Source organism: Thermocatellispora tengchongensis, from assembly GCF_014202315.1.
Taxonomy (GTDB): domain Bacteria; phylum Actinomycetota; class Actinomycetes; order Streptosporangiales; family Streptosporangiaceae; genus Thermocatellispora; species Thermocatellispora tengchongensis.
In genome coordinates this window covers 14,025-37,615 of the sequence record NZ_JACHGN010000035.1, presented here as the reverse complement: position 1 = coordinate 37,615, position 23,591 = coordinate 14,025, and the positions used below count along the sequence as shown (strand labels likewise).

Here is a 23,591-nt window from a genome sequence, read left to right as displayed (position 1 = left end):
TGCTCCTCCCGGAGCGGGAGGAGCAGGGCGCTCTGATGATGGCAGAAGCTACCGCTGGTCGGCCGGGAGGTCCGGCCGCGGGGTGTGCCGGGCCTTCCAGCCGGCCACGGCCGCCAGCGCGGTCGGCAGCAGTGGCAGCGTGATCGCCTCCACCCAGTCGGGCAGGAACGAGATCATCGACGGGTCGGTAGCGACCGCCTGCAGCACCGCCATACCGGCCACACCGGCCAGGTAAGCGGTCAGGGTCATCGCCTTGACCTTGGTCTCGACGGGCGGCTTCGAGTACTCGAGCTGCGGATCTGCGTGCATATGCCCCTCCTTCGGGACAGCCCGCCACGGCGGGGGTTCAACGCGTGTTGGAACTGCGCGCCGCGGTTCCAACGAATCGGGGGGAATCGAACGTCAGGCGCGGGGCGGCCACGACCACTGGCCGTGGTCCGGCCCCTCGGACCGCGACGTCGCCCAGTAGCTCGTGTTGCCGTCCAGGAGCACCTGGAGGTTGACGGTCTTCTCGGCGCCCTCGAAAGTCCGCACGACGATCGCCGGGTAGACGTCGCCGAGCTTGACGGGGGAACGGACGACGCCCTGACCGCCGTACGACTGCATGTTGTGCAGGTCGATCATGGACACGTCGTGACCGCTCAGCTTGTAGTGGACGATCCGGCCGATCGTCGGCGCGGGGGTCGTCTCGGTGGGGGTGGACATGGGGCCTCCTCCTTCGAGGCTCAGGCCGCTAGCGGGATCGCTATCAGCGGCGGAACATGCTGATCTTGGCCATCGAGACCTTCTCGACGACCGCCGTGGCGACGCTCTTGCTCGGGTTGATCACCCGCAGGCGGAGCTGGTTGTAGGTGTTGAGCGCGAACTGGCCGCCGATGTTCTCCTCGACCCGGCCGTTGATGTCGGCGTGGGCCGTCAGCCGCCAGGCGTCGTCCTTGAAGGTCTTGCCGTCCCGCGAGTAGCGCGACCAGGCGATATCCACCTCCGCGCCCGGGGGCAGGCCGCGGAGCTTCACCAGGCCGTCCATGATGCACCAGCGGGAGCCGCTGGCCAGGACCGCGGCACCGTCCGGGCTGTGCGCGTTCGGGTCGTCGGTCCACTCGGTGTGCCAGCGCACCGTCAGCGCACCATCGGCGGGGACGTCCTGGTCCTCACCGGCTCCCAGAGAGATAACCTCGGCCACGTCTTCCTCCTGCTGTGGCTTGGTGATCGTTGCGGGGTTCTTCATGCACCGGGCGACGGTGGCCCGGAAGGTGGACATGTTGAGGCCGTGCGGGTCCACCTTTTGAAGGTTGACCTCCTTGTGGCCCATCACCCTGCTCGCGGGCAGGCCGAACTCCTGGCACAGCTCCGCACAGAGCGCGTAGTAGGCGTCGAGCTGCACGCTCGGCCACGGGCTGTGGCCGTCGTTCTCGGCCTCGATACCCAGCGCCGACGAGTTGGTGTGGTGCCCGCTCGTGCTCGGCGCGTTGTGCCAGCACCGCCCCGCGGCAACGACCCAGATGCGGCCGGTGTGCTGCAGCCAGAAGTGCGACAGCGGCCCGGAGAGGCCCGGACGCCCGTTCACCACGACGTGCCGGTCATTCCATCCCGCAGTGTGGTGGCACACCACGCCCTGGACCGAAGGCTGCGGCCCGTGCCCGCGTGCCTTCCACCCGCCCACCTCCGTCACCGGGAAGCCCGTCTTGCGGGCGACGTCGGCGAGCTGCGTCAGCCACGGCATCAGCTCTCCCCCTCGGAGTTGTCATAGGAGCCCTCGACCTCGCGAGGGACGTCGGCGTGCACCGCCGTGGTGTTGATGACGACCTGCTGCGCGGCCGCCAGGCGGTGTTCCGTCAGATGGGCGGCCAGCGCGTCCTCCACCCGGCGTACAGCGGATTCCGTGCGGTTGACCGCATCTCGCAGGCTCGTGCCGTGGTTCTCGTACAACTGCTCCTCCATGCGCTGCAGTCGCACCATCACGCCCGCCCGGCCGGGCACGCCCGGCCGTTCCTCCACCCCGTTCCAGTCGTCCCAGAACTGGCCGAACTTCTCGGCGATCTGGGACAGCTTCCGGCCCGGCTGCACGACCAGCACGTACAGGGCGGACGCGGCGGCCGCGAGGAGCACGATCACGCCGGCCGCCGTGAGGATCACGTTGCCCTCGGCCACCTCGGTCACAAGACCCCCTTGAAATGAGAAGGCCCCCACGCCAGCGCGTGGAGGCCGTGGTCAGTAGCACACCGCGTCATGTCGGCAGCGGCTGCATGCCGACGAACGTCGCCGGCGGCTTGGTCTGGAAGGTCGGTGCGAGCAGCGTCTCGGCCGAGACCCGCCGCCACTCCACCGCCATGCGTCGGCCCTGCACCCGCACCGGGTCAAGTCGGGCGCCGCGGATCGGCGCGAGCGGGTCCGGATCAGCCGTCCGCTGCGACCCGACGAACTGGAGCGCCGCCTGCCGGTCCTGCTGTGGCGCGTTCTCCAGCGCCACCCGGTTCCGCTTCACCGACTTGATCCGCTCCAAGTGCGCCTGCAGGCGCGTCTCGTCGCTGCACCCCGGCGTCCAGCACGTCGGCAGGTTCCACGTCTCCTCCGCCACCCGCAGCGCGCCCGGGTCCTGCCACATCAGCGGGTCACGCGGGTCCGGGATGAACGGTTCGTACAGGATCACGTCCAGGAGGGTGCCGATGTCCTCGTGGTCGATGCCGTACTCGGCTGCCCGCCACTCCAGGGTGTTGTGTGGAAAGACGTGGATGTGCGTCATCTGGTCAGGCTTGACCTGGTAGACGCCCCACAGCGGTTCTGCGCCGTCGTTGTCGAGCCGTCCCTGAGCCTCTGGATCGGTCAGACTCGTGTGGCTGTAGGCCAGCTCGGCGTCCCAGATCTGCCATGTCACGCTACCGCCCACGCGGCAACCTCCTCATCAATGCCTGTGCGACCACCAGTAGATGGCCTTGCCGCTGTAGACGCCGCCGCCCTGGCTCCAGCTCATTTGGAACGACGACGGCGTGGATGACGTGCCGCACCAGTAGAAGTTCGGGTTGGTCGCACCGTCGCGCACGGATGCGACCGGGCCCATGTTTCCGGTCATGGTCGCGCCGTAGCTGATCGTCACACCAGAGTTGCCCGAGCTCACCGTGAGCGACCCGGCGAGGATTCCCGCGGTCGGCCCCAAGGTGGTGAAGTCCCACCACTTGCCCACGTGCCGGGTTCTGCCGCTGCTGTCGAACCAGAAGTACTGCTCATCGCTGGAGGTGTGCTTGTAGCCGTACGTCGCGTAGTCCTCGGCCAGCTCCATCAACCCGCCGTTGTCGCCGCTCAGCGAGGCGTTGCGGACCTGCATCTGCATCCACCCGGCGGCGATCGTCGTCTGCGACGCCGCGGTGCTGCCCGAGTTCGTGCCCGAGGTGATCTCAAACGTCGCCTCGCCCGAGAACTGGTCATCGCGGGTCCGCAGCCGTGTGTAGTTCGTGCCGTTCGTCGGGTAGAACCGCATCTCGGGGAACGTCGCGCCGGGCGGCTGCAGGTCCAGGCGCCGTCCGGTCGCCGCGGTGCGGATGTTCGCCCCCGTGATGGTCTTACCGTCGATCGCTGTCGCCGCGAGCTTGGTCGCTGTGATCGCCCCGGCGGCGATGTTGTCTGCCTGCACCGCGTTCGCCGCGATGTGGCCAGCCTGGATGGTCCCGGCCGCGATCTTGTCAGCGGTCACCGCGTTGGCCGCGATGTGGCCAGCCTGGATCGCCCCGGCCTGGATCAGCCCGCCTGTGATCGTCCCTGCTACGATCTTCGCGTTGGCCGGGATTGTGCCGTCGATGATGTGTTGGGCACCATCAATGACCTGGCCGATCAGGTCAGTGTCCACGACCGGCTGCGTCGCGGTGACGGCGCTCGCCGAGGCCGCGGACTCGTTCCCGCTGCGGTCGATTGCCGTCAGCCAGAACTCCCGATCCGCGCCGTACGGCTGGCCCGGCACCACCACTGACCCGGCCGCGTCCAGGTGCCCGACCACGGCCGCGCCCGGCGCGAGCGGGTCCTGCATCCACACCCGCACCACGGAGAAGTCGGACGGCATCGGCTCGCCTCCGCCGCCCAGGCCGTCCCACGCGACGTGGATCACGCCCAGCCGGGTGGACACCTGCGGCATGCTCGGGACCGGCGGCGGCGTCACGTCGTCGGGGATGACCGCTACGACCTGCTCGGAGAACTCCCCCTTCACCCCGGCCGAGGTCGCCCGCACCTTGAAGGCGTACTCGGTGCCGACCACCAGCGGGGAGAACGCCGCCGTCGTCTCGTCGGTCACGGCGATCTGCATCCACAGCGCGCCCGCCTGGTTGACCCGGGCGAAAAGCTCATAGCCGTCGATGTCCAGCGCCACGCCAGCGACATCGGCCGCGACCTCACCCCACGTCGCGGTCACCTGGCCGCGAGCGAAGCCGTTCTCGTCCAGGTAGGCGACCGGGTCAACGATGAGACCTTCCGGCGCGGCCGGGGTCCGGTTGTTCGTCTCCGGGGCAGGGTCTCCACCCGAACCGCCCGAGCTCACCCCGCCGTCGAGGATGCCCTGCGCCTGGCGGGCCAGGCGGATTTCCCTTTCCAGGAACCTGTCGTTGAGGACGACGTTGCCACCGATCGAGCCGTCCTTGTCGATCGAGAGGGTGATCTGCCGCAGGCGAAGCGACTGCATCACCGCACTGTCGCCCGGCGCGAGCAGGTAGTCCCCTGGCTCGTAGTGCGCGAACGGCAGCCACCGCGCGGCGTCGAACATCAGCCCGCGGGTGATCTGCACCCGCTCTCGGCCGATCCGCTCCAGCGCGTTCTGCGCCAGCAGCAGCGCCGTACCGCTGTCCTTCACCCCGCCCTGTGACTGGTAGGTCTCCCATCTACCCCACGGTGCGACGGCCGCCGGGTTCGTCGCCTCCACCGACAGGCCGGCCTCGCCTCCGATGAGGATGGCCGACGCGGCGTCCTCCAGCGTGCCTGTGTCCGGCGCCTCGGTCACGTCGCGGCCGAACCGCAGGTCAATCGGTGCCGGGCCGGAGGCCCGGTCGGCGCCGAGCACGGTGTCGGGATTGAACACCTGTAGGCTGCGGCCCTGCATCCGCCAGTCGATGACGCCCTGCTCACCGAGGTTGATCAGAACGGCGAGCAGGTCCTTGCCGGGTTCCACCGCCAACGTCAGCGTCTTCGACCAGGGCTCCCCCGCGCTGTCATGGGCTGCGGAGAAGTCGAACGACAGGCCGGGCAGCGCGCCGCGCGCCTGCCCCTCCTGGATGAACGTCGCGAGGATCGCACCAGGGCTGACGGCGTTGAACGGTCGCTTGCCGTCCACCAGCGCGTTGTTCGGATACAGCACGACCTTGCGCAGCATCCATGCCCAGCCGGGGCAGTCGTACGACCGCGCCCCGGTCCGGTCTATCTCATCGCCTCCGCGCTTGATCCGCAGGAAGCGCGCGTTCGGCGGCTCTGCCCAGGGGCCGCCGTCCACTGCGTACTCCACCGCGATCTCGCAGTGGCCCGCCAGCACGCCCGCGTTTAGGCCGGCCGTTGGGTAGCTCACCTTGAGGCCCGGCACATCGTTTAGCGGATCGCCCAGCTCGAACCCGTTGTGCTGCGGCAGCACACCCAACCTGGGCCCGTTCGGCGCGTACGCGACCAGGCGCAGCGCGAACTTCGCGGGCCTACCCGGGACGATCACCTGCACCGTTGGCCCCCCTCAGAGCGTTGATTTCCTCGCGCTGCTGATCCACGGCTGCGGACAGCACAGCGTTCTCGTAGGTCAGCTCCTCTACCCGGCGCCGCAGCACGGTGATGATCCGGCCGGGCTCGACCACCAGGTCCTGCATCACGCCCCCGCCCGCAGAAGCGCCCGCTGCTGCTCCAGCCGGGCGGCCGCGCACTTCACCGAGTCGATCCGCACGTGCGAGCGCAACGGCGCGAGGACGTCGGCCGCCTTCCGCGCGGCCGACGTGCGGCCCTTCGGTACGGCCGTCGTGACCGTCGCGTGATCGCGTTTGCACCGCTCGACCCGCTCCAGCACCGTGGCGCGGGCCTGCTCGCCAGCCACCTGCCATGGGTTCGGCTCTTGGTCATCCGGGGCGTAGATGGGCAGCATCGTCTGGTGCAGGATCACGTCGATTGCCTCGTCGGCCGAGGTCAGGCCGTACGCGACGGCGGTGTTCTCGATCGCCATCTTCGGCAGCCATAGCGACACCGACTCCCCATCGGCCGGCCGGGAGATCGTGATCTCCCACGCCTCGATCCGACCCGATGTGTCGCCTGTCTCGATGACCTGGGTGACCTGCCACTGGTCCGGCATGCGAATCTCCTTAACGCCAGGCCCACAGGGCGATGAGCAGGGTGGACGTCGGCGCAGTGCCCGTGCGGAAGAACAATGTGCTCTGCGTGCGGCTGTGGATGTACAGGTCCGTGGGGGCCGGGCCGGGAGCCGTTGTCTGCGCCGACCACACGCATTTCGGGACGGTCAGCATCGTGTACCCCAGGTTCACGACGTGGTAGGTGCCGTTACCGGTGATCGCCACCTCAAGCATGATCAGCCCGGACTCCGCCGATGTGAACTGCCACGTGCCGCGGTGAAACGTCCCGGACGGGTCGAACACGAGGAGCTGGTCATCCTGCGTCGGGTGCACCCACCCGATCGACGCCTGGTTCTCCACTACCGACACGACCCCGCCGCGCTGCTCACCGTTCGATGGGTTCAGGATCGCCGCCTGCCAGAAGCCGGCCGCATGGATCAGTCGGCACATCGCGGTGCCCGCCTGGTTGGTGCCGGACTCCATGACCAGCGTCGCCTCGCCCGTGAAGCGGGAACCGTCGCTGTAGATCCGCGACTGGTTGGTCCCGCTGCCGGGGATGAAGCGAATCTCCGGGTTGGCCGCCCCTGCGGGGTTGACCACGACGCGTGCCCCGGTCACCCCCGATGCGAGCTGGCCGACAATGGAGACCGCGCCGGTGGACGCTGAGATGCTTGCCGTCTGCTGGCCGGACGCGTTGAAGGCCGTCAGGCCCGAGCTGTTCAGCTCCACCCGCGCCCCGGATGCGCTGCCCGCGACCACTCTCGTGGACAGCGTTAGCACCGCGGCGAGCTTGTCGGCCACGACCGCGCCAGCCGTGATGTGCTCGGCCTCGACCGCCCCCGCGGCCAGCTTGTCGGCGGTGACCGCGTTGGCCGCCAGCGCGCCCGTCGTGATGCTCTCATTGGCGGCGTCGCCGGTCACGAGCTGCACCGCGGCGATCGTCGCCGACGCAGACGGACTCGACTCATTGCCGGACCTGTCGCGGGCCGTGAATCGGAACTGCCGGTCCGCGCCGTATGGCAGGTTCGGCACGAGGATCGCCCCGGCCTCGCCTAGGATGCCGATCTCCGACCAGCCGGGCGCGAGCGGGTCTTGCATCCAGACGCGGACGTGCAGGAAGTCGGACGGCATCGGCACCGCGCCAGCGCCGAGCCCGTTCCAGGTGACCCTGACCACGCCGAGCCGTGTGGACAGTTGGGGCGCGGTCGGCACGGGCGGCGCGTCGGCATCGTCGGGGATTGTCACCGCCGCCACAGACGAGAACGGCCCAGTCTTGCCGAGGTTAACCGCTCGCACCTTGAAGGCGTACTCAGTGCCAATGACGAGCGGCGAGTACGTCGCCGTGGTGTCGCCAGCCTCGGTCGAGGTGACAAGGAACCACGGCGCGCCGCTCTCGTTGATCCGCATGAACAGCTCGTAGCCGCCGACGTTCAGCGCGACCCCGCCGACGTCGGAGGTGACCGCGCCCCATGTGACCGTCACCTGCCCTTGCGGCAGTCCATGCTCGTCGATGTACGCGATCGGATTCACGATCAGCCCGGCTGGTGCCGCCGGAGTACGCGGCTCTGGAGCCTCTGGGGCCGGTCGCGCGCCTGACCCTCCGTCCGCCGTCGAGCCACCGACGATGCCTGCCGTGCGGCGGGCCAAGCGGATCTCCCGCTCAAGAAAGCGATCATTGAGGACCAGCGAACCGCCAAGCACGCCCGAGCTGTTGCGGGCCAACGTCACCTGACGGACCCGCAGCGACTCCAGCGCGCCATCGTCCCCAGGGGCGAGCACCCGGTCACCGGGCCGGTAGTCCTTGAGCGGCAGCCAGCGCGCGCCGTACAGGACGATGCCTCGCGTCCGCTGCACCCGCTCCGCCCCGGCGCGTTCGAGTGCGGACTGCGCGAGGATCGTCGCGGTGCCCTCATCGGAGACGCCGCCGTGGCCGACGTAGGTCTCCCACGGCCCCCACGGCTGCACCGCCGCAGGATTGGTGAACGTCTTGACGAGCCCGTTGTCACCCACGACTAGCACCGACGAGGCGACGTCCTCCAACGTGCCGTCGTCGGGTGCCTCGGCGATGTCGCGGCCGTACCGCAGGTCCACTGGGCCAGGCCCGGACGCCAGGTCGCGCTCCATCACCGTGTCGGCGTTGAACACCTGGACGGTGCGGCCGCTGACTTGGAAGTCGCACACGCCCTGCTCAGCGAGGTTCAGCAGCGCCGTGAGCGCGTCCATGCCGGGCTGGTAATAGATGGTGAGAACCTTGTCCCACGCCGCGCCAGCGCTGTCCGTCGTCGGCGTGAAGTCCCAGGTGAGGCCGGGCACTGCGCCGCGTCCCTTGGCCTCGGCGATGAACGTCTGCAGGATCGCGCCCGCGGTCGCGGATAGGAACGCTCGCTTGCCGTCCACCAGAGGCGCCGTCCCCGGATAGAGCACGACCTTGCGGAGCATCCACGCGAAGCCCGGCAGCTCGAACCGGGCAAGGCCGGTCGGGTCGGCGTCGTCGCCGCGGCGCTTGATGCGCAAGAACCGCGAGTCAGGAGCCTCGGTCCAGACGTAGCCGTCCGTGCTCCACTGAACGGCGATCTCACACGGCTGGTCGAGCAGACCCGCGCCGACCGCCGTGGTCGTGTAGGCCAGCTTGAGCGACGGTACGTCGTTGAGCGGCCAGCCCGTTTCGACCGAGAGCGGGTGTGGGAGAACGCCGAGCTGGCCGCCGAAGGGTGCATAGGCAACGAGCCGAAGATCGAACACCGGCCCTCCTTGCCCGAGACGTTAGGTACCGGTGGTTTCGTTAACGTCGCACCGCCCTGGTCATCGGCGGACTGCTCTTTGCGGGGATACGTACATGGGTTCGATTTATGATCGACCCGCCCGCCCGCTTTGCCCCAAATCGCCTCAGCGTCGCCCTGAGGGACACACAGGGCCCTTCGCGAGACACTGCACCTCCAACTACCAACGAGACCCCACGCATAACAAATCGCGATACTAAGCGGCTCGAGAAAATCGCAATACTAAACGGCTCGAGAAATCAGCAACTTAATGACTGCAATATTGGCCGCGAAAATAAGTGCACGAAAGATAATGGTTAAGTCGTCGCCGAGGCGGTGTCGGAATGCATCATCATGCGCCACAACGCCGCCCCCATTCGCGTGGTACCACTCCAGTAGAACTAGCTGGATGGTAGCGTTTAGCCAGGCCAGCAGGCGCCGCCTAGCTTTTCCGCGACTCTATGGGGAAACCGCACTCTCCCAACGCCCGGGGCAGTATTATCGACGCAGCCGAAAGGCCCCGACCCTCCTGCAGAGAGGAGCGGGGCCTTTGGGTATCAGCCGGACCTGGGTCACAAAACGGATACCTGGTAGTTGAACAGCTCCAGTGTAGCGTCCATCGTGCAGGGTTGCCCCAGGTCCGGCCACATGTTGGCTAGCGAATGCGGGCGTACGCCCGCGGGAAGGGGCTTCGCAGTGGAGCTCTTTGGCGTCTCCTTCAATGTCACCGTGCCGAAGCCAGTCGCTCAGTTCGCCTGGGTCGTCATCCTGATCCTGGTCGTCGTGATCGTGCTCGTGCGGTACGGCGCGGTGATGAGCTTCACGATCGGCTGACGTCGCCCGGAGAAACCTACTCGATGACCAGGGCGCAGGTCGGGAGTCGCTCGTATGACTGCCGACCTGCGACAATGGCTGCATCGTGATCACTCACACCTCACATCCCCCGATCGACGTCCATGTGACTCCGCGCGGCCGCATCATCATGATCCCGGCCGTATGGCCGCCCGAACTCGACGCCGACGACGCCGATCTCCTCGCGGAACGACTGACGGCCGCCGCCGAGCAGAGCAGGGCGAGGACCGATCACAGGTAGGCGCGGCGAGCGCGGATCTCCACCTGCGACGAGGCGTTCGTGCCCGTGGCGGACGTGGAGATCAGCACCGCGCGGGAGAAAGGATCGGCCACTGCAACGGCGGGCGTCAGGTGCAGCCAACGGAACTGCGAGCCAGGGCCAATCGCGTCAATCTCTCCCGTCACGTCGGTCCCGGCGGCCAAGTCCCACGTGTCGGTCGTCACCTTTGCGGCCTGCATGCGGCCACAGTCGATCAGCAGCCGCTCCCCTGCCAGCAGACCTCCCGGGCGCAGCACCCACCCCCCCGTGGCAACGTCCCCGATGGACGGCTGCACGGCCGGGCCGGTGAAGCGCAGCAGCGCGTCGATGATCGGCCCGGTCGAGCCTGCGAGCGTGGTCACCGCCTGGGCGAGCTGGTTGGGTGCGCCAGCCCACGTGGAGTCGGCCTCGTCCCGCCACAGCGCGCCCGGCACCTCAACCACTGCAGTGAGCCTCGCGGTCGCAGCCCCGGTGTTGACCTCCGGCTCGGAGTTCGCGGTGATCATCACGTCGGCGACGCGGACGATGGCTCCTGCCTGATAGCGCAGCTTCATCAGCCGATGCCGCACCCCCAGAAGCGCCGCCAGGGCCTCCAGGTTCCGCTCCATCTGCTCGTAGCCGCCGTCCGCCCCCGAAGGGGTGGCCGAGGTGACCTTGAAGGTCAGACCGATCGTCGTGGCCTCCAGGTCGAGCCCGACGACCGGGATGTCGCCGTGCCGGCCCGGCACGCTGACCTTCACGGCCCGCGCGCCGGGCAGCGGCCTGCGCTGGGTGCCCCGCTTCAGCGTCCAGCAGCCGGCCGGGTGGTCGAGCGGCACCCCGTCGAGTGAGTAGCTCGGCACCTCAGATCACCCCCATCGCGCCCACGTACTGGAGCCCGCGGTTCACGGTCACGCTCGTGGGTTCGGCCTGTGGGTAGTGGTTGGTCACGTTCACCACCGCCCGCGACAGAGCACGGCCGCCGCCGAACCCTTCCGGTACGGTCACACCGGGCACCGACAGGTCTGGCATGGCCGTCTTCGCTGCGAGGGAAGCCACCTTCCTCAGCGAGGAGACGACGAGCCCGGCGGTCTTATCGACGCCGACCGACATGCCCTGCATCATGAAGCGGCCGATCTCGGCGAACACCCGCGACGGCGACTTGATGCCGAGGGCGCCCTTCACGTTCTTCACGATGTTGGTGAAGAACGAGTTGACCTGGTTGTAGAAGGTGCCCGCCATCGACTGGATGCCCTGCCAGATGCCGTTGACGATGTCCCGTCCGATGCCGGTCACGGTCGAACCCAGATTCGACACCGCGCTCTTGATCTTGCCTGGCAGGTCACGGAACCAGCCGAGCAGCGTGGTCCCGATCCAGCGGCCGATCGCGTTGACCATGTCGGGGATGATCGAGTTGCCGACCAGGGTGTTGTACATCCAGCGGAAGACCGCGACCCCGGCCTCGATGATCGGCTTGATCTTGCCGACGACCTCGGCCACCTTGGCTCCGAACAGGGCGAACCCGACTCCGAGCTTGGTGAGCATGGGCAAGATCGGGACCAGGGCAGGGAGGACCTGCTGGATCGCCATGACCGCCAGATCCGTCAAGATCGGCAGGACGGGCAGCGTCGCCCGTGCCAGCTCGGCAAAGGCAGGAACCAGCCCATTCAGCAACGAAGGGATCAGTTGCAGGATCGGCGGCAGCACCTGCTGCACGACCGCGGCCGCGATCTGACCGAAGGCGGCATAGATGGGCTGCATCAGCGGCCCAAGCTGGGCCAACGCGGCCGAGACGGCAGCCAGAGCAGGTTGCAGGGCGCTCGCCAAAGCGGCGATCACCGGCCCCAGTGCGGCCGACAGGTTCTGCAGGGCGATGCCCAGGACCTGGCCCAGGATGCCCGCGAGCTGCGCCACGATCGGCAGCAGAGGCGCCACCGCAGCGAGCGCCGCCGACAGCCCTTGCCCCAGCGCGAGCAGCCCGGCCTGCAGCTCCGGCGACGCGAACGCCTGCGCGAGCATCTGCGCCACCGTGGTAAGCCCGGGTCCAAGCGCAGCCAAGGCCGGCCCAAGCGCTGAGATCGCGGCGGCGATCCCAGGACCCAGCGCGGTCGCGATGCTGGCGACCTGCGGCGCTACCTGCGCCAACGCGCCACCAAGCGCCTTGAAGATCGGCATGAGCATGCTGCCGACCTGCGCCAACGACTGGAAGATCGTGACCAAGATCCTCTGGCCCTCAGCCGAGGAGAGGAACGCGTTGAGCTGGTCCAAGATCTGGCCGATCACGCCCAGCGCGTTCGACCCGCCCGTGGACATTGCCGCGAAAACGGACCGGATGATGCCGACCACGTCGCCCGCGACCTGGCCGAGCTGCCGGAACACGTCGAGTGCTCCCTGCATCCAGCCAATAGCGGCTCCGCTATCGGCAGCATTGGACAGGAACTCACCGAATCGCTGTGCAGCCGCGGCGATGCCAGGAGCCAGCCCAGACGAAAACTCGGCACCCACCACGGCGATGTCGCGGAAGCCAGCCAGAAGCGGCTGGATCGCGGGTTGCATCGCCGCGACCGCTGACCGCAGCGAGGTAAAGATCGACGAAATCGCGGACACCGTGGCCGATGACGAGGCGAACCGCGCCACCTCCACAGCGGCGGCACCGAACTCCCTGGCCACCCCCTGCATGCCGGACTGGAGCGGCCCGACCACGGCGTCCGCGACCGCCCGGATATGTCCAGCCAGCGGCTGGAAGAACGCGTCTTGCACAGCGGACCGCAGGCCGTCGATCGCAGGCTTGACCGAGCGCAGCTCACGCGCGGCCGCCTGCGCGGCCGGGGACAAGCCCTTCAGCGACTCCTCGAACTTCTTCGGGTCATCGCCCAAGGCCGCCTCGAACGCTTCGCCGACCCCGAGCAGCGCAAGCTTGAGGGTGGCCAGCGCCGCCTGCCCGAGCGCGACCGCGCCCGGCAGAGCAGCGATGATGCCAGCGGCCGGGGCCAGCGCCACGCCGAGACCGATCGCGCCCTGCGCGGCCGCCGCCAGGGAGGCCGCCATCGAGGACGCCTTGAGCGCCGCAGCGGTGAACTGGACGCCCATCGAGCCGGCCGACTTGGCGAGCCCGCCCGCGTCGATGTCGAGCTTCTTCGCGGAGTCCCGCATGAAGGTCATGAACCGGCGCACAACGCTCGTGCCTCGGTCCTTGACGTCGATCGTGGCGAACAGTTCGCCCACATTCAGCGCCACTCGGGTTTCACCTCCTGGGGGTTCGGGGTGGGGGTGAAGCCAGCGGCGGGAAGCTGGGCGTGGACAGCCCGTCCGATCAGCTCGGTGTAGGCCGGGGGAATCGCCTGCCGGATCTCACGGCGGGCGCTGGTCCAGTCGATGCCCATGGCCTGCTGCCACAGCGACACCGGACCCTTGCCGCCGCCCTTGCCGTACACCCCGACGTACGGGCCCTCGAACCACTCGCCGTGGCGATATCCGGCGACGCGGCCGCGGTGCTGCGGGTGAGCAGGCTGTTCGACGCGGATGCCCCCGAACTCGAACCATCGGTGCCGCAGCACAGCCAGCTCGGGGAACATGACGCCGCACAGCATCAGGTCCCGCCTGATAGGCGCGGTCGGGACGTTCTCGATGACCCACGGCCGGCCGGTCCGCTGCAGTTCCCGGCGCGTAACCGGGATCAGCTCCTGGTAGGTACGGCCTTGGTTCGTGCCGAGCGTCAGCGTGCTGTGCGCCTGGCACGGCGGCGAAGTGTGGATGAAGTCGAACTCGTGTCCGTGAGCGCGGATGAACCGCACCGCGTCACCGCGCACGAACTCGTCCCCGCAGTACCGCCGCTGCGGCCGGATGTCCACGCCGACGACATAGAACCCCGCGAGCTGATAGCCGCGCGTAGCCCCGCCCACACCGCAGAACGCGTCCAGGACACGCGGCTTCACCGCCGCCCCTCACCGGGATCGAGGGCGCGGGCCAAGCGTGAGTCGCACGTCAGCAGGCCGTGCAGTCTCGTGCGCAGCCACCGCCAGGACCTGGCGCGCAGTAGGCCGGGCTCACCGAGGTCGATGCCGAACAGCTCGTGCAGGTCAGCCTCGGCGAGCGCCCAACGGCTCAGGATGTCTTGCCACGAGACGGTGCGGCCTTGCGCTGAGAGGCCGTCGTCCGGGTCGTAGTAGTCCCGGAGCCCCGTGACCGGGTCGATTTCGCCGCCGCTGCCCGACGAGTCGCCCGGTTCGGGGCCGGGGCTTCCCCCATGCCGCCCGAGGCCCACATCTTCGCGGCGGCGTCCTTACCGGCCGCGACCCACACCAGCGCCGTGGCGCCGACGTGCTGGATCTTCGGCCAGGACACACCGTCCGCGCGCAGCTCGTCGAACACCGGCCCGAGGACCCGCTGATACAGGTCGCGCTCCTCGTCATCGGTCAGCACGACCTCGGCGAGCGCGGTGAGCTTCGGGTCGTCCACCGCCTCGCCCTGCTCCGCCGCCAGGCTGGCGTGCATGAGCCGCTGGCACAGCAGGCCGACCTCCGCGTCAGGGGCGGGGATGCGATACCACTTGCCGCCGACCGGGAGCGGCAGAGAGTCGTCGAAGAAGTCGTCGAGGTCCTGGAAGGTCGTCACGGGGTGGTCACCGGGTTCGGGATCTCGACGGGGGCGCCCTGGCCGAGCAGGGTGAAGTTGAACGGCTCCAAGTCGGTCACACTGCCGCCCTTGGTGAACTCGCTCACGGTGCAGACACCCTTGTAGGCGTCCGGCGCACCGTCCCGGCGGTACCACCGCACCGGGATGTTCGCGCCGAACCCGACCTTCCGCGCCGCCGCCCGGATGGCCTCCTGGCCCGGATCGGCCGTGAACGCGGCGTCGTCGGTCCGCTTGCGGCGGCCCTCGGCCTCGATCTGCCAGGTCCGGCCGGTGACGACCGAGGCGCCCCAGCCCTCCTCGTCGTCGAAGTCCGAGTCATCCTCGGTGTTGTCGTCGGTCGTCTCCTGGAAGGACGTGAGGCCCCTCACCGGAATCCACGTCGGGTTCTCCAGGTCGGGCCCGGTACCGACGTCGAGCTTCCAGTCCTTCGCAAGCAGGGAACGCAGCCCCATGATCACTCCTTTTGGGCATGCCAGGAAGCCGATAGCGGAACCGCTATCGGCAGGAAAAGGTGAGGTCACACGTCGCGATGCGGCGACGGGCGGTGCACCATCAGGTCGAAGGAGTCGGCCCGCTCCCACCGGCCGCTGGAGTCGCGGCCAAGCGGAGCGACCAGCGTGCGGCGCGCGAGCAGCACGTGAACGCCCGTCGAGAGCGTCACGTTCGCCAGGCCGTGAATGGTGTCGAACGTCCCGTCCGCCAGGTCGTCCACGACCCTCGGGTCCGCCTTTGCGCGGAACCGGGCCTGCATCTGCACGCTGGAGTCCGGCTGTTCGACGTCGTCGCCGGCCTGGCCAACGCCGTACACCGCCAGCGCAATAGCCGTGTCGGGCTTGGCTGGGAGACCGCCGATCGTCAGCGCGATCTCGGCGTCGGCGTAGATGCCGTTAGGGTTCCAGGTGGCCACGCCGGCCTCGCCGAGCAGGACCGCGACCCCGGTCAGCAGGTCACGAGTCCAGCCGCTCACTTGAACACCTGCCGGAGCTGCTTGGCGATCAGCAGCTTGACCACCTCGGCCTCTTCACGGACCGCGAGTTCCAAGAACTTCGCGGTGCGCCCCGGCTTGTGCTGGTAGTCGAGGGTTTCATGCTGGGCGACGGCGTACGGGGTGTCGTACGAGACGATGCCGCGCAGGTTGGTCTCGTCCACGACGGCCGTGCCCGACCGCTCCAAGGTGCCCTCGTCATGCGGGACACGCTGGTTGGATACCGCAAGCACGTGCTCCGTGGCGAGGCGTAGGCCCCGCCCGGACGCGCGGTGGATCTCGGCCATGAGATCCTCCGGGTTGACCTTCGCGTTGAACACCATCAGCGGCACACCACCTCGACGTGGTCCGGCGTCGGCAGCCCGCCGCCGTCGCGGGAGAAAGACGTGATGACGGTGGTCACCCGCCCGTTGACGGTGACCCGGCTCCCCTCCGGGCAGAGCGTGCCCGGAGGGAAGAACACGGTGGTGTCGGAGACGACCTCAGCGCCTTGTGCGTCACGCACAAGGCGCCGCTCGTCGTCCACCAGGCAGCGGGACTCGAACGCGGGCCCGAAAACAGGGCCGTAAGCCCCGTCGCCCCGAAACGGTTCGATGGTCGCCTTGTGGCGCAGCAGCCACTCGGGCAGCATCACCACACGCTCCCGTCGAGGATGTAGCCGGGCAGCAGCCCAGCCCGCTGCAGGATCGACGAGGCGTCCGGAGAGTACCGCGCCGGTGGCGCGTCTCCGGAGCCGCCGCGCTCCAGTCGGACCGAGCCGATCGACACCGACTTGAACGCGGCAGCCACGCCGAACTCATCGCCGACAGCGATCGTCCACGCGACCTGCGCACACGTCGCCCGCTTCATCGCCTCGGCGTCCTCGGGCCGCGTCGGCAGACCTGCGTCGTCGGTCGGGTAGATCGAGGCGAACAGCAGCTCGTCGATCCGCTCCGACGCGCGCTCCAACCGCCGTTCGATGTCGTCCAGCGGGTCCTGGCCGCTGTATGCCGTGTAGTCGGCAGCGGTCGCGTACGCCATGGCTACACCGGCAGTTCGAGCACCGCGACCGACAGCCCGGCCGGGTCCGAATAGTCGATGTAGACCTTGCCGTTGGCCTGCCGGTAGACGGCAGGGAACGGGGGGATCAGCACGTCCCCGCTGGTGGCCGGGATGACGTAGGTCCGGTCCACGACGTCCTGGCCGTCCACGGTCGCCGGGATCTGCACCGTCACCGTGCGCGCGGAGGCGTTGGCGTTCTTCACCCGCACCATCCGCCGCTCCGAGTGGACGAACATGTGCCCGTCCGCAATGGCCGGCGTCAGCGCGGCGGTGAGGTCCAGCCCCGCACGGGGCACCGGGACGGCGTTCAGGTCAGTCCTCGCCATCGTTTGCCTCCCCGAACTCCTCGATCAGCGCGGCCTTGCTCAGCGACTTGGCGTCGGCCTCGGGCATGCCGCGGGAGACGGCGTAGTTGATCCACGCCGCCTTGTTGTCGTGCTCGGACGGGCGGTCCGGCCCGGCCGAAGCCGGACCGGACTCGTCGGCGGGCTCGGGCCCGCTGATGATCCGCCAGTTGTCCAACATGTCCAGACAGGGGTCACGGTCGGCGACCTCGACCACCTGGCCGGTGTTGGAGTTGCGGTAGACGAACGTCACGCCGCCACTCCGTGGATGAGGACCGCTCGGTTGGCGTCCAAGGTCTTGACGCCGTAGAGGCAATCGACGCTGACCACGTCCTGCTTGGCCTTGATGTCGTAGTCCATGACCACCCTCACGCCAAATCCCTTGTAGCTCTCCACGGCCGCGTTCGCGGCACCCTGCGGGAGGACCAAGGGCCTGGTCACGAGGGCGAAAGCCGTCCTGTGGAACGCGACGCCGATCTCCGTGTTCGGCTGACCGGACGCCGGAGGCGTGGTCGGAGCCTCGATGTTCTGGGTCTGATAGGCGTCGAATCCGAAGACCCTGCGCCCCAGGTTCGCCTCACGCAGACCGTCCGTGTCGCCACGCGTGTCGGCCTGGTGGAACAGCGGGTCCGACAGCCACAGCGCCTCGATCTCCGGGCCAACCGCCAGATGCCTGTCAGCCGCAGGGACGTTCCTCTGGTTGAGAACCCTGCGCGCGTCGATCGCCGTCTTCGGGTCGGAGTAGGCGTGGATCGCGTCGCCGGTCACGCCCGTGATCGGCGCCTCCGGCACGCCCACCCGCTGCACGATGTCGTTGCGCAGCGACAGAATGTCCCTGTCGATCTTCTGCGCAATCGCCTCCATCGCCGGGTTGAGAAGCTGCGTCCCGAAATCTTCGATTTCGAGAGTCAACTCCTCGGCGGTCACCGCAAAGCTGACGTCCGCGAAGTGATTCAGCGTGATCGGCACGGAACCTTCGCTGGCGTTCTGGATCTGGATGCCGGTCGCACGGTTGAACTCAGTCGCCTGGAAGACCGCCGGCTTCCTGACGCTGATCGTGTCGCCGACACGGGAGACGAACTCCTGCTCATAGTCGCGGTGGACGAGCTGCGCCATGACGCAGGTCTCGTACAGGGTCGCCAGCGCCGCCTTCGCGATGATGCTGGGGGTGAGAAAGGTGTTAGCCATTCGGGCCTTTCACTCCTTCGATCTGCCGATAGCGGTCCCGCTATCAGCGGCTAAGACGAGGCACGCTTCTTACGCCTGGCGCGGAACTCGTCGATGGAGGGCTCGGAACTCGCGGGACGTCCACCAGGCCCGCCGGTGAACTCGCCTCCCGAGCGCGCGGGCGGCCCCGCCTGGGCGGCCGCCTTGAACTTCGGGTTGTTCTCCACTGCCGTCTGGATCGTCTCCATGAGCGCGGTGGAGAAGTCCTCGGCGTCCGGGTCCATGTCCCGGACGGATTTGAGGAACGACCTGCTGTCGATCAAGGCGTCCGGGTCCGCACCGACCTTCTGGCTTGCGCGGTGCACCGCGAGCTCGATCAGGGCGCGGCGGTGCCGCTCCCTTTCTGCGTCGCGCTCCTTCGCCGTGGTGTCCCGCTCGGCCGTCAGCGTCTCGATCACCTGCTGCGGGTCGATCGGCTTCTCCTCCTCAGCCGCAAGGCCGATGGCCCTGGCAATCTGCTGGGCGAACTCCGTCTTGACCTGCTCGGTGATCTCCTCCTGCGACGGCCCCTGCTTAGCGGTCGCATCGTCGGCGGCCTTCTGCGCGTCCTTCAGCTTGGACCGGTAGTCGGCCGCCTCCGCGCGGGTGTCCTTGATGAGCTTCTGCGCCCACGAAGGAAGCTGGTCTACTCGCTTGGCGTCCGGATTGACCGCCGTGTCGTCGCCCGCCGGCGGCTCGGGCGGCGTGACCTCGGCCCCAGCCGAAGGAGTCTGCTCCTCCTGCTGCGGCTGGCCTTCGCCGCTCTCGTCGTCGGGCGCGCCACCGGCGATCAGGTAGATCGGGGTGACGCCGTCCTTGCGGTAGCCGATCAGCGCGCCCGGCGTCGTCGGCAGGGTGTTTTCGAGCATGACGAGATCGCCCTCCTGGAGCGTGTCGTCGGGACATGGGAAAGGCCCGCGCCTGGCGGGCCCATGAGAAAGGGCGACTACTCGCCCGAGCTGTGCCGCACGTACGAGCGCATCCACAGCAGCCGCAGCGCACGCTGCCGGTCATCGCCCTGCGCCGGGTACGGGCAGGCGGTGACCGGCATGCCGCGCTCGCCGGCCAGGCGGCCGAACGTGATGGCGGCCCTGCGGTCGGTCTCGGAGATGGTCATACGCCGAACTCCCTCCCAGCGCCGCCCGCGCGAACCTGCGCGGCCGCTCGCCGGTCGGATTCCCGCCCGAGCCACTGGGCGCGGAACTCCGTGAGCGTCAGCCTCGGCGTGTCTTGCCAGAACCGCAGCAGTTCCTCCGAGGCGTACTTGCGGGCGCGCGAGGCAGGCCCGGAGAACAGCGACCGCTCGTTGATCCCGGCAGCCTTACCTTCGCCGTTCAGCATGAAGCCGTTCGTCGCCTGCTCGGCCCGCTCGTACATCTGGTCAAGCCACTCGGCGTACAGGCGGCGCACCGTCTGGTCGATGTCCTCGCCCGGTCGGCGGTCCGCTTCCAACATCGCCCGCCGCTCCTGCCGTTCCAGCTCTGCCGGGTCAAGCCCGTGCACCTCGGCGTACGCCTCCATGTAGGAGTAGCGGCCCGACGCGATCAGGTCGGAGATCTGCCGGTCAGCGTCGGTTTCCTCCTCGCGCCAGTTCCACGACCAGTCCTCGCGCTGGCGCGACTGCCGCTCGATGCGGTCCAGTTCGTCGAGGACGCGGGCCATACCCTCGTCGTCATCGCGGTACCGCTCCATCAGCGCCGTCAGGTGGTCATCCGTGAGTTCGCCTATGTCGCTGGTCTCCGACAAAGCGGCGATGGGGTCGTCCTGCGCGGCGGGACCAGCGGCCTTCCGCGCGGTCTCGGCGGCCTCATCGCGGCGCTTAACCTCCTGTTCAAGCCGCGCCAGAACTTCCTCGTCGTGAGCGAACTTGCTGGCCTGCTCGGCGAGCTGCTTGTCGGTCAGCTTCTCCAGATCCCTCGGCGGAGCATCCGCCTGCTCGCGGCTCTTCTTGCGACGCAGTGACGTCACCTTCGGCAGGACCCGAAGCTGCTGCTCGTATTCGGCCACCTTCTTCTCGGCCTTCGCCCGCGCGTCCTCGTCACGCGCGGCCGCCGCCCGCCGCCGAGCCGCCTGAAGCTTCCGCTGCAGGTCAGCTCCCGCCGTAAGCTCCGAAAGCTGCCCCTCGTACGCGGCCACCTTCGCGTCGGCCTTCGCGCGAGCGTCATCGTCCAGCGCGACCGCTGCCCGCCGCTTGTGCTGCCGTACCTTCCGCTCCAGGTACCGCTGCCGCTGCGAGTCCTTATACGTCGTGTCCGTCCGTACGACTGGCGCCGGCCTGGACACCCCGGGAAGGTAGGCGTTCAGGCTGTGCCCGCAGTTCGGGTGGAGCAGGCCCGCCAGTCGGGCCTCCGCGACCGTCCCAGCGACCTGCACGAACACCTGCGCCCCTGTTGCCGGGTTCTCCTCCACGCGCGTCCCCGCCGTACCGGACAGGGCCAGCACCTCGCCCTCCCAGCGGGCGCACCGGTCGCAGGTGTACGGCAGCCGTGACACGCTGACCAGGTTGATTCCCGCATCGCGCAGCGTGGACAGGTGCCCGTCCACCGCCGCCCGCGCGGTCGCGGTCCGCATGGCCATCTCGACGTAGCTGGCCATGGTCCACGTCCGGGGCGGGTCAGCCGAGTCGGTGAACCCCTTGATACCTTCCGCCGTTAACCGGTCGAGCGCCCGCTGCGCGGCCTCGCGTCGTGTCTCCGCGCCGACCAGCACCCGGCCGGCCGTCTCGGCGATGACGTTGCGGTAAATGTCGTCCACCGCCCGCAGAGCACCCTCACGCACCGACGTGACCAGCCTGACCGCCTGCGCGGCCAGCTCGGCGACGCCCTGACCGGCGCTGATGCCTTGCTTGGCGCCGAGGTTCTTCGCGTCCTGTAGCACCCGCTCCAGCCGCTTGCGCAGCTTCACGTCAGCAACCTGTAGCACCGCGCCGCGCACCGCGGCATCCATGCCTTCGGCCCACGTGTCGAGCACCGCCCGCTGCGCGGCCGCCTTCGCGGCCGCCTCCAGGCGGCGAACGATCGACTCGGCCTCCTTTCGGAGCTGAGTCACCTCAGCGAGCCGCTTGGCCGCCCAGTCGTCGCCGTCGTCGTTGTCGAGGTCCTTGCCGACCCGCGCGGCGATCCGCTCCAGCAGCGCCGCCTCAGCGTCGGCGTACATGGCCGCGATCAGCCGCGCCTGCTCCAGACCGGCCTCGATCGCCCCGGCTGGAGTGACGGCCATCAGTCCTCGCCGGTCGCGTCAGGGACGAACATCTCGGTCAGCGTCGCCGGGTCCGGGACATTCAGCCCAAGCTCGTCACGCAGCCGCTTCTTCTCGGCCTCCACCTGCACGTCGTCCCAGTCGGGGTGAACCCACCGGATCTTGGTGTCGAGGCTGACGGCCTGCGCCCGGTTCAGCATGTCGAGGGTCCGCCCCATCGACTCGGGGTCGGGCATGACGCCGTCCGGCCACTCAACCATCGCCCGCTCGGCCACGACCTTCGTACCGAAGACGGCGTGATCCACGGCCAGCATCGCCTCCGATAACCAGGCCAAGCGCGGCGTCCAGTAGCCGATCTTCCGTCCCCGAGTGCTGTACGACCGGTTCTGCTGCATGTGGATCTCGGTCGCCGTGCGGGCCTGCCCGTCGCCGCCCTCACCGAAGCTCTGCACGCTGTACCCAGAGCCGCGCAGAATCTGCGAGATGAGGTGCTTCGACGTCTCGGCGTGCTCAGCCACCCGGATCGAGAACTGACTCAACGTGATCATGTTGCTGGGGTTGGTCGGCGACGGCAGCATGCCGCCCAGCGCGCTGTAGATCTCCCGGTCGGGGTCCCACGCCGCGGCCTGCCCGCGGCCGGTGGTCGTCAGGTACACCTCTGGGACGATGATCCTGGCTTTGCCGAGCCGTAGGTCGCGCATCCAGCTCGTCCAGGTTTCGTCCAGGGCGTCCATCAGCGGTTCGACGCCTGCGTAGTCGCTTCGGCCTATGGCCGTGCCCCGGATTGTTCGGTGCGGCCGCATGTTCGGGACGTAATCGACGAGCAGGCCACGCTCGTATCCGCTGTCGAACCCGCCGTCCTCGTCCACCAGCGCGGCGAACTCCTCGGTCACGGGGTGGTCCTCCAACGGCACCTGCATGCCCAGATGGTCCTCGTCACCCTGGTAGAGGCCGTGGAACACTCTGCCGATCTCGTGCCGCTCCAGGTGCCGCCACACCTCGCCTGACCGGTCGTCCTCGTGCACGACCTTCCAGAACGTGACCGCCTTCAACCTGCCGTTGTGAAACTCCGGCACGGCGGCGTCCGGCGGCAGCGCGTCCACCACCGGGTAATCCGCCATCGTCGTGTCCCAGCCGACCCGCAGATACACCCCACCGTACGCGGCACACAGTTCGGCACCCTCCAGCAGCGAGCCGTACACGCCCGCCTCGTGCATCACTGCATCGAGTCGCTGCTGCCCCTTCTTGCCCTTGACCTTGAGCGTCGGGGGCTCACTGAACAGCAAGTCGGCGCTGGTCGCCGCGATGTCGGCCGCAATCGGGACGTGCAGTTTCGTCGCCCGGGATTGCGCCGCCGGCGTCGGCGTCCCCCAGAAGTAGCGAACCATGCGACCGAAGTAACCCCCCGCACGGGTGATCGGCCGGTCCCAGCCCTTCGGGTCCGTCCCCACCATCGGCACCGGCTTGTTACCGCCGTACACGTCGGCCAGCCGGTCCGGGTCGCCGGCGTACCAGGCGCCGTGCGTGTCGTACAGCCGCATCTCCTGTCGGATCGCAGGCGGCGGCCACTCCTGATTACGCTCGGGAAGCGGCATCGGCCACCCTCCTGTTCACGTTTTCTCGATCTCCGACAAGGCGATAGCCAGTTGCACCCAGCCCTCGGCGATGGCGACCTTGGCCTCGACCATCGCCGTGTTGGGCTCGCAGTCAGCGCGCTCCAAGACTTCGGCCGCACGGGACACGGCTTGTCGCCAGGTGATCGTCTGATCGCTCATCCGGTGGCCACCGGCCAGTGCCAGGTGCCCGGATCCTCGCCGGGCGGGATGTTGAACTCGTGGAACCCGCCAAGCTGGCCTGGAGTGAAGACCCACAGGTGGACGTGGAACGCGTCGTCGAGCGCAGGTACCGCGCCGACCTCGACACCGCGGGGATCCAAGGTCGTCACGTCCGCCGTGACGATCGCGGCGCGGACGGCGTGGAGGCCCTGCTTGCCTCGGTACCGAACGATGTCGCCGGTAACAGGAATGCGGTACAAAGTGG

28 protein-coding genes are annotated in these 23,591 nt (G+C 68.7%); 1 reads left to right on the top strand and 27 read right to left on the bottom strand.

Annotation, left to right across the window (positions count from 1 at the left end):
* Window positions 1-48: 48 nt before the first annotated feature.
* The 9 genes from HNP84_RS47855 to HNP84_RS47815 all read right to left on the bottom strand — a co-directional run bounded on the left by HNP84_RS47855 (window position 49) and on the right by HNP84_RS47815 (window position 9,035).
* Entirely contained in the window at window positions 49-309 is a 261-nt protein-coding gene (locus HNP84_RS47855; RefSeq protein WP_185056808.1) for a holin, read from the bottom strand.
* Window positions 310-402: 93 nt separating this feature from the next.
* The gene (locus HNP84_RS47850; RefSeq protein ID WP_185056807.1) at window positions 403-705 is read right to left on the bottom strand and encodes a hypothetical protein; all 303 of its coding nucleotides are present in this window, start codon (window positions 703-705) and stop codon (window positions 403-405) included.
* A gap of 43 nt (window positions 706-748) precedes the next feature.
* A complete protein-coding gene (locus HNP84_RS47845) occupies window positions 749-1,723 on the bottom strand; it encodes a peptidoglycan recognition protein family protein (RefSeq protein ID WP_185056806.1) in 975 nt (324 codons plus the stop codon).
* The gene (locus HNP84_RS47840; RefSeq protein WP_185056805.1) at window positions 1,723-2,160 is read right to left on the bottom strand and encodes a hypothetical protein; all 438 of its coding nucleotides are present in this window, start codon (window positions 2,158-2,160) and stop codon (window positions 1,723-1,725) included. The genes HNP84_RS47845 and HNP84_RS47840 overlap by 1 nt, the downstream gene beginning before the upstream one ends.
* A gap of 67 nt (window positions 2,161-2,227) precedes the next feature.
* Window positions 2,228-2,887 (bottom strand): thioredoxin domain-containing protein, encoded by a 660-nt coding sequence (locus HNP84_RS47835; protein WP_185056804.1) that lies wholly within the window; start codon window positions 2,885-2,887, stop codon window positions 2,228-2,230.
* Between the two features lie 15 nt (window positions 2,888-2,902).
* Entirely contained in the window at window positions 2,903-5,680 is a 2,778-nt protein-coding gene (locus tag HNP84_RS47830; RefSeq protein WP_185056803.1) for a phage tail protein, read from the bottom strand.
* On the bottom strand, window positions 5,658-5,822 hold the full coding sequence (locus tag HNP84_RS47825; protein WP_221337672.1) for a hypothetical protein: 165 nt from the start codon (window positions 5,820-5,822) through the stop codon (window positions 5,658-5,660). The genes HNP84_RS47830 and HNP84_RS47825 overlap by 23 nt, the downstream gene beginning before the upstream one ends.
* Window positions 5,822-6,295 carry a hypothetical protein gene (locus HNP84_RS47820; RefSeq protein WP_185056801.1) on the bottom strand — a complete coding sequence of 158 codons (474 nt, stop codon included), beginning with the start codon at window positions 6,293-6,295 and terminating at the stop codon, window positions 5,822-5,824. Before HNP84_RS47820 ends, HNP84_RS47825 begins: the two co-directional genes overlap by 1 nt.
* 10 nt (window positions 6,296-6,305) lie before the next feature.
* Window positions 6,306-9,035 carry a fibronectin type III domain-containing protein gene (locus HNP84_RS47815; RefSeq protein ID WP_185056800.1) on the bottom strand — a complete coding sequence of 910 codons (2,730 nt, stop codon included), beginning with the start codon at window positions 9,033-9,035 and terminating at the stop codon, window positions 6,306-6,308.
* Between the two features lie 936 nt (window positions 9,036-9,971).
* Between HNP84_RS47815 and HNP84_RS47810 the strand changes: the two genes are divergently transcribed.
* Window positions 9,972-10,145, top strand: a complete 174-nt coding sequence (locus HNP84_RS47810) for a hypothetical protein (protein ID WP_185056799.1) — start codon at window positions 9,972-9,974, stop codon at window positions 10,143-10,145.
* On the opposite strand, the gene HNP84_RS47805 is transcribed toward HNP84_RS47810, so the two are convergent.
* The 18 genes from HNP84_RS47805 to HNP84_RS47720 all read right to left on the bottom strand — a co-directional run bounded on the left by HNP84_RS47805 (window position 10,136) and on the right by HNP84_RS47720 (window position 23,586).
* Window positions 10,136-11,005 carry a hypothetical protein gene (locus tag HNP84_RS47805; protein ID WP_185056798.1) on the bottom strand — a complete coding sequence of 290 codons (870 nt, stop codon included), beginning with the start codon at window positions 11,003-11,005 and terminating at the stop codon, window positions 10,136-10,138. The two genes, HNP84_RS47810 and HNP84_RS47805, sit on opposite strands and share 10 nt — an antisense overlap.
* Before the next feature lies 1 nt (window position 11,006).
* Window positions 11,007-13,379 (bottom strand): phage tail protein, encoded by a 2,373-nt coding sequence (locus HNP84_RS47800; protein ID WP_185056797.1) that lies wholly within the window; start codon window positions 13,377-13,379, stop codon window positions 11,007-11,009.
* Window positions 13,370-14,077 (bottom strand): DNA cytosine methyltransferase, encoded by a 708-nt coding sequence (locus HNP84_RS47795; RefSeq protein ID WP_185056796.1) that lies wholly within the window; start codon window positions 14,075-14,077, stop codon window positions 13,370-13,372. The genes HNP84_RS47800 and HNP84_RS47795 overlap by 10 nt, the downstream gene beginning before the upstream one ends.
* A gap of 169 nt (window positions 14,078-14,246) precedes the next feature.
* Entirely contained in the window at window positions 14,247-14,756 is a 510-nt protein-coding gene (locus HNP84_RS47790) for a DUF7426 family protein (RefSeq protein ID WP_185056795.1), read from the bottom strand.
* Window positions 14,753-15,229, bottom strand: coding sequence for a phage tail tube protein (locus HNP84_RS47785; protein ID WP_185056794.1), 477 nt, complete (start codon window positions 15,227-15,229; stop codon window positions 14,753-14,755). The genes HNP84_RS47790 and HNP84_RS47785 overlap by 4 nt, the downstream gene beginning before the upstream one ends.
* Window positions 15,230-15,294: 65 nt before the next feature.
* Complete coding sequence (locus tag HNP84_RS47780) at window positions 15,295-15,744, bottom strand: minor capsid protein (protein WP_185056793.1); 450 nt, start codon at window positions 15,742-15,744, stop codon at window positions 15,295-15,297.
* Window positions 15,741-16,085, bottom strand: a complete 345-nt coding sequence (locus tag HNP84_RS47775) for a hypothetical protein (RefSeq protein WP_185056792.1) — start codon at window positions 16,083-16,085, stop codon at window positions 15,741-15,743. The genes HNP84_RS47780 and HNP84_RS47775 overlap by 4 nt, the downstream gene beginning before the upstream one ends.
* A complete protein-coding gene (locus tag HNP84_RS47770; protein WP_221337671.1) occupies window positions 16,085-16,396 on the bottom strand; it encodes a hypothetical protein in 312 nt (103 codons plus the stop codon). Before HNP84_RS47770 ends, HNP84_RS47775 begins: the two co-directional genes overlap by 1 nt.
* Window positions 16,393-16,782, bottom strand: coding sequence for a hypothetical protein (locus tag HNP84_RS47765; protein WP_185056790.1), 390 nt, complete (start codon window positions 16,780-16,782; stop codon window positions 16,393-16,395). The genes HNP84_RS47770 and HNP84_RS47765 overlap by 4 nt, the downstream gene beginning before the upstream one ends.
* 2 nt (window positions 16,783-16,784) lie before the next feature.
* Complete coding sequence (locus HNP84_RS47760) at window positions 16,785-17,129, bottom strand: hypothetical protein (RefSeq protein WP_185056789.1); 345 nt, start codon at window positions 17,127-17,129, stop codon at window positions 16,785-16,787.
* Window positions 17,116-17,400 carry a hypothetical protein gene (locus HNP84_RS47755; RefSeq protein WP_185056788.1) on the bottom strand — a complete coding sequence of 95 codons (285 nt, stop codon included), beginning with the start codon at window positions 17,398-17,400 and terminating at the stop codon, window positions 17,116-17,118. The genes HNP84_RS47760 and HNP84_RS47755 overlap by 14 nt, the downstream gene beginning before the upstream one ends.
* On the bottom strand, window positions 17,397-18,335 hold the full coding sequence (locus tag HNP84_RS47750; RefSeq protein ID WP_185056787.1) for a major capsid protein: 939 nt from the start codon (window positions 18,333-18,335) through the stop codon (window positions 17,397-17,399). Before HNP84_RS47750 ends, HNP84_RS47755 begins: the two co-directional genes overlap by 4 nt.
* Window positions 18,336-18,385: 50 nt before the next feature.
* The gene (locus HNP84_RS47745) at window positions 18,386-19,222 is read right to left on the bottom strand and encodes a DUF7239 family protein (protein ID WP_185056786.1); all 837 of its coding nucleotides are present in this window, start codon (window positions 19,220-19,222) and stop codon (window positions 18,386-18,388) included.
* Between the two features lie 77 nt (window positions 19,223-19,299).
* Complete coding sequence (locus tag HNP84_RS47740) at window positions 19,300-19,470, bottom strand: Rmf/CrpP fold protein (protein WP_185056785.1); 171 nt, start codon at window positions 19,468-19,470, stop codon at window positions 19,300-19,302.
* Window positions 19,467-21,572, bottom strand: coding sequence for a phage minor capsid protein (locus HNP84_RS47735; RefSeq protein WP_185056784.1), 2,106 nt, complete (start codon window positions 21,570-21,572; stop codon window positions 19,467-19,469). Before HNP84_RS47735 ends, HNP84_RS47740 begins: the two co-directional genes overlap by 4 nt.
* Window positions 21,572-23,146, bottom strand: a complete 1,575-nt coding sequence (locus HNP84_RS47730; RefSeq protein ID WP_185056783.1) for a phage portal protein — start codon at window positions 23,144-23,146, stop codon at window positions 21,572-21,574. Before HNP84_RS47730 ends, HNP84_RS47735 begins: the two co-directional genes overlap by 1 nt.
* Before the next feature lie 15 nt (window positions 23,147-23,161).
* On the bottom strand, window positions 23,162-23,326 hold the full coding sequence (locus HNP84_RS47725) for a hypothetical protein (protein ID WP_185056782.1): 165 nt from the start codon (window positions 23,324-23,326) through the stop codon (window positions 23,162-23,164).
* On the bottom strand, window positions 23,323-23,586 hold the full coding sequence (locus HNP84_RS47720; RefSeq protein ID WP_185056781.1) for a hypothetical protein: 264 nt from the start codon (window positions 23,584-23,586) through the stop codon (window positions 23,323-23,325). Before HNP84_RS47720 ends, HNP84_RS47725 begins: the two co-directional genes overlap by 4 nt.
* Window positions 23,587-23,591 lie beyond the last annotated feature (5 nt).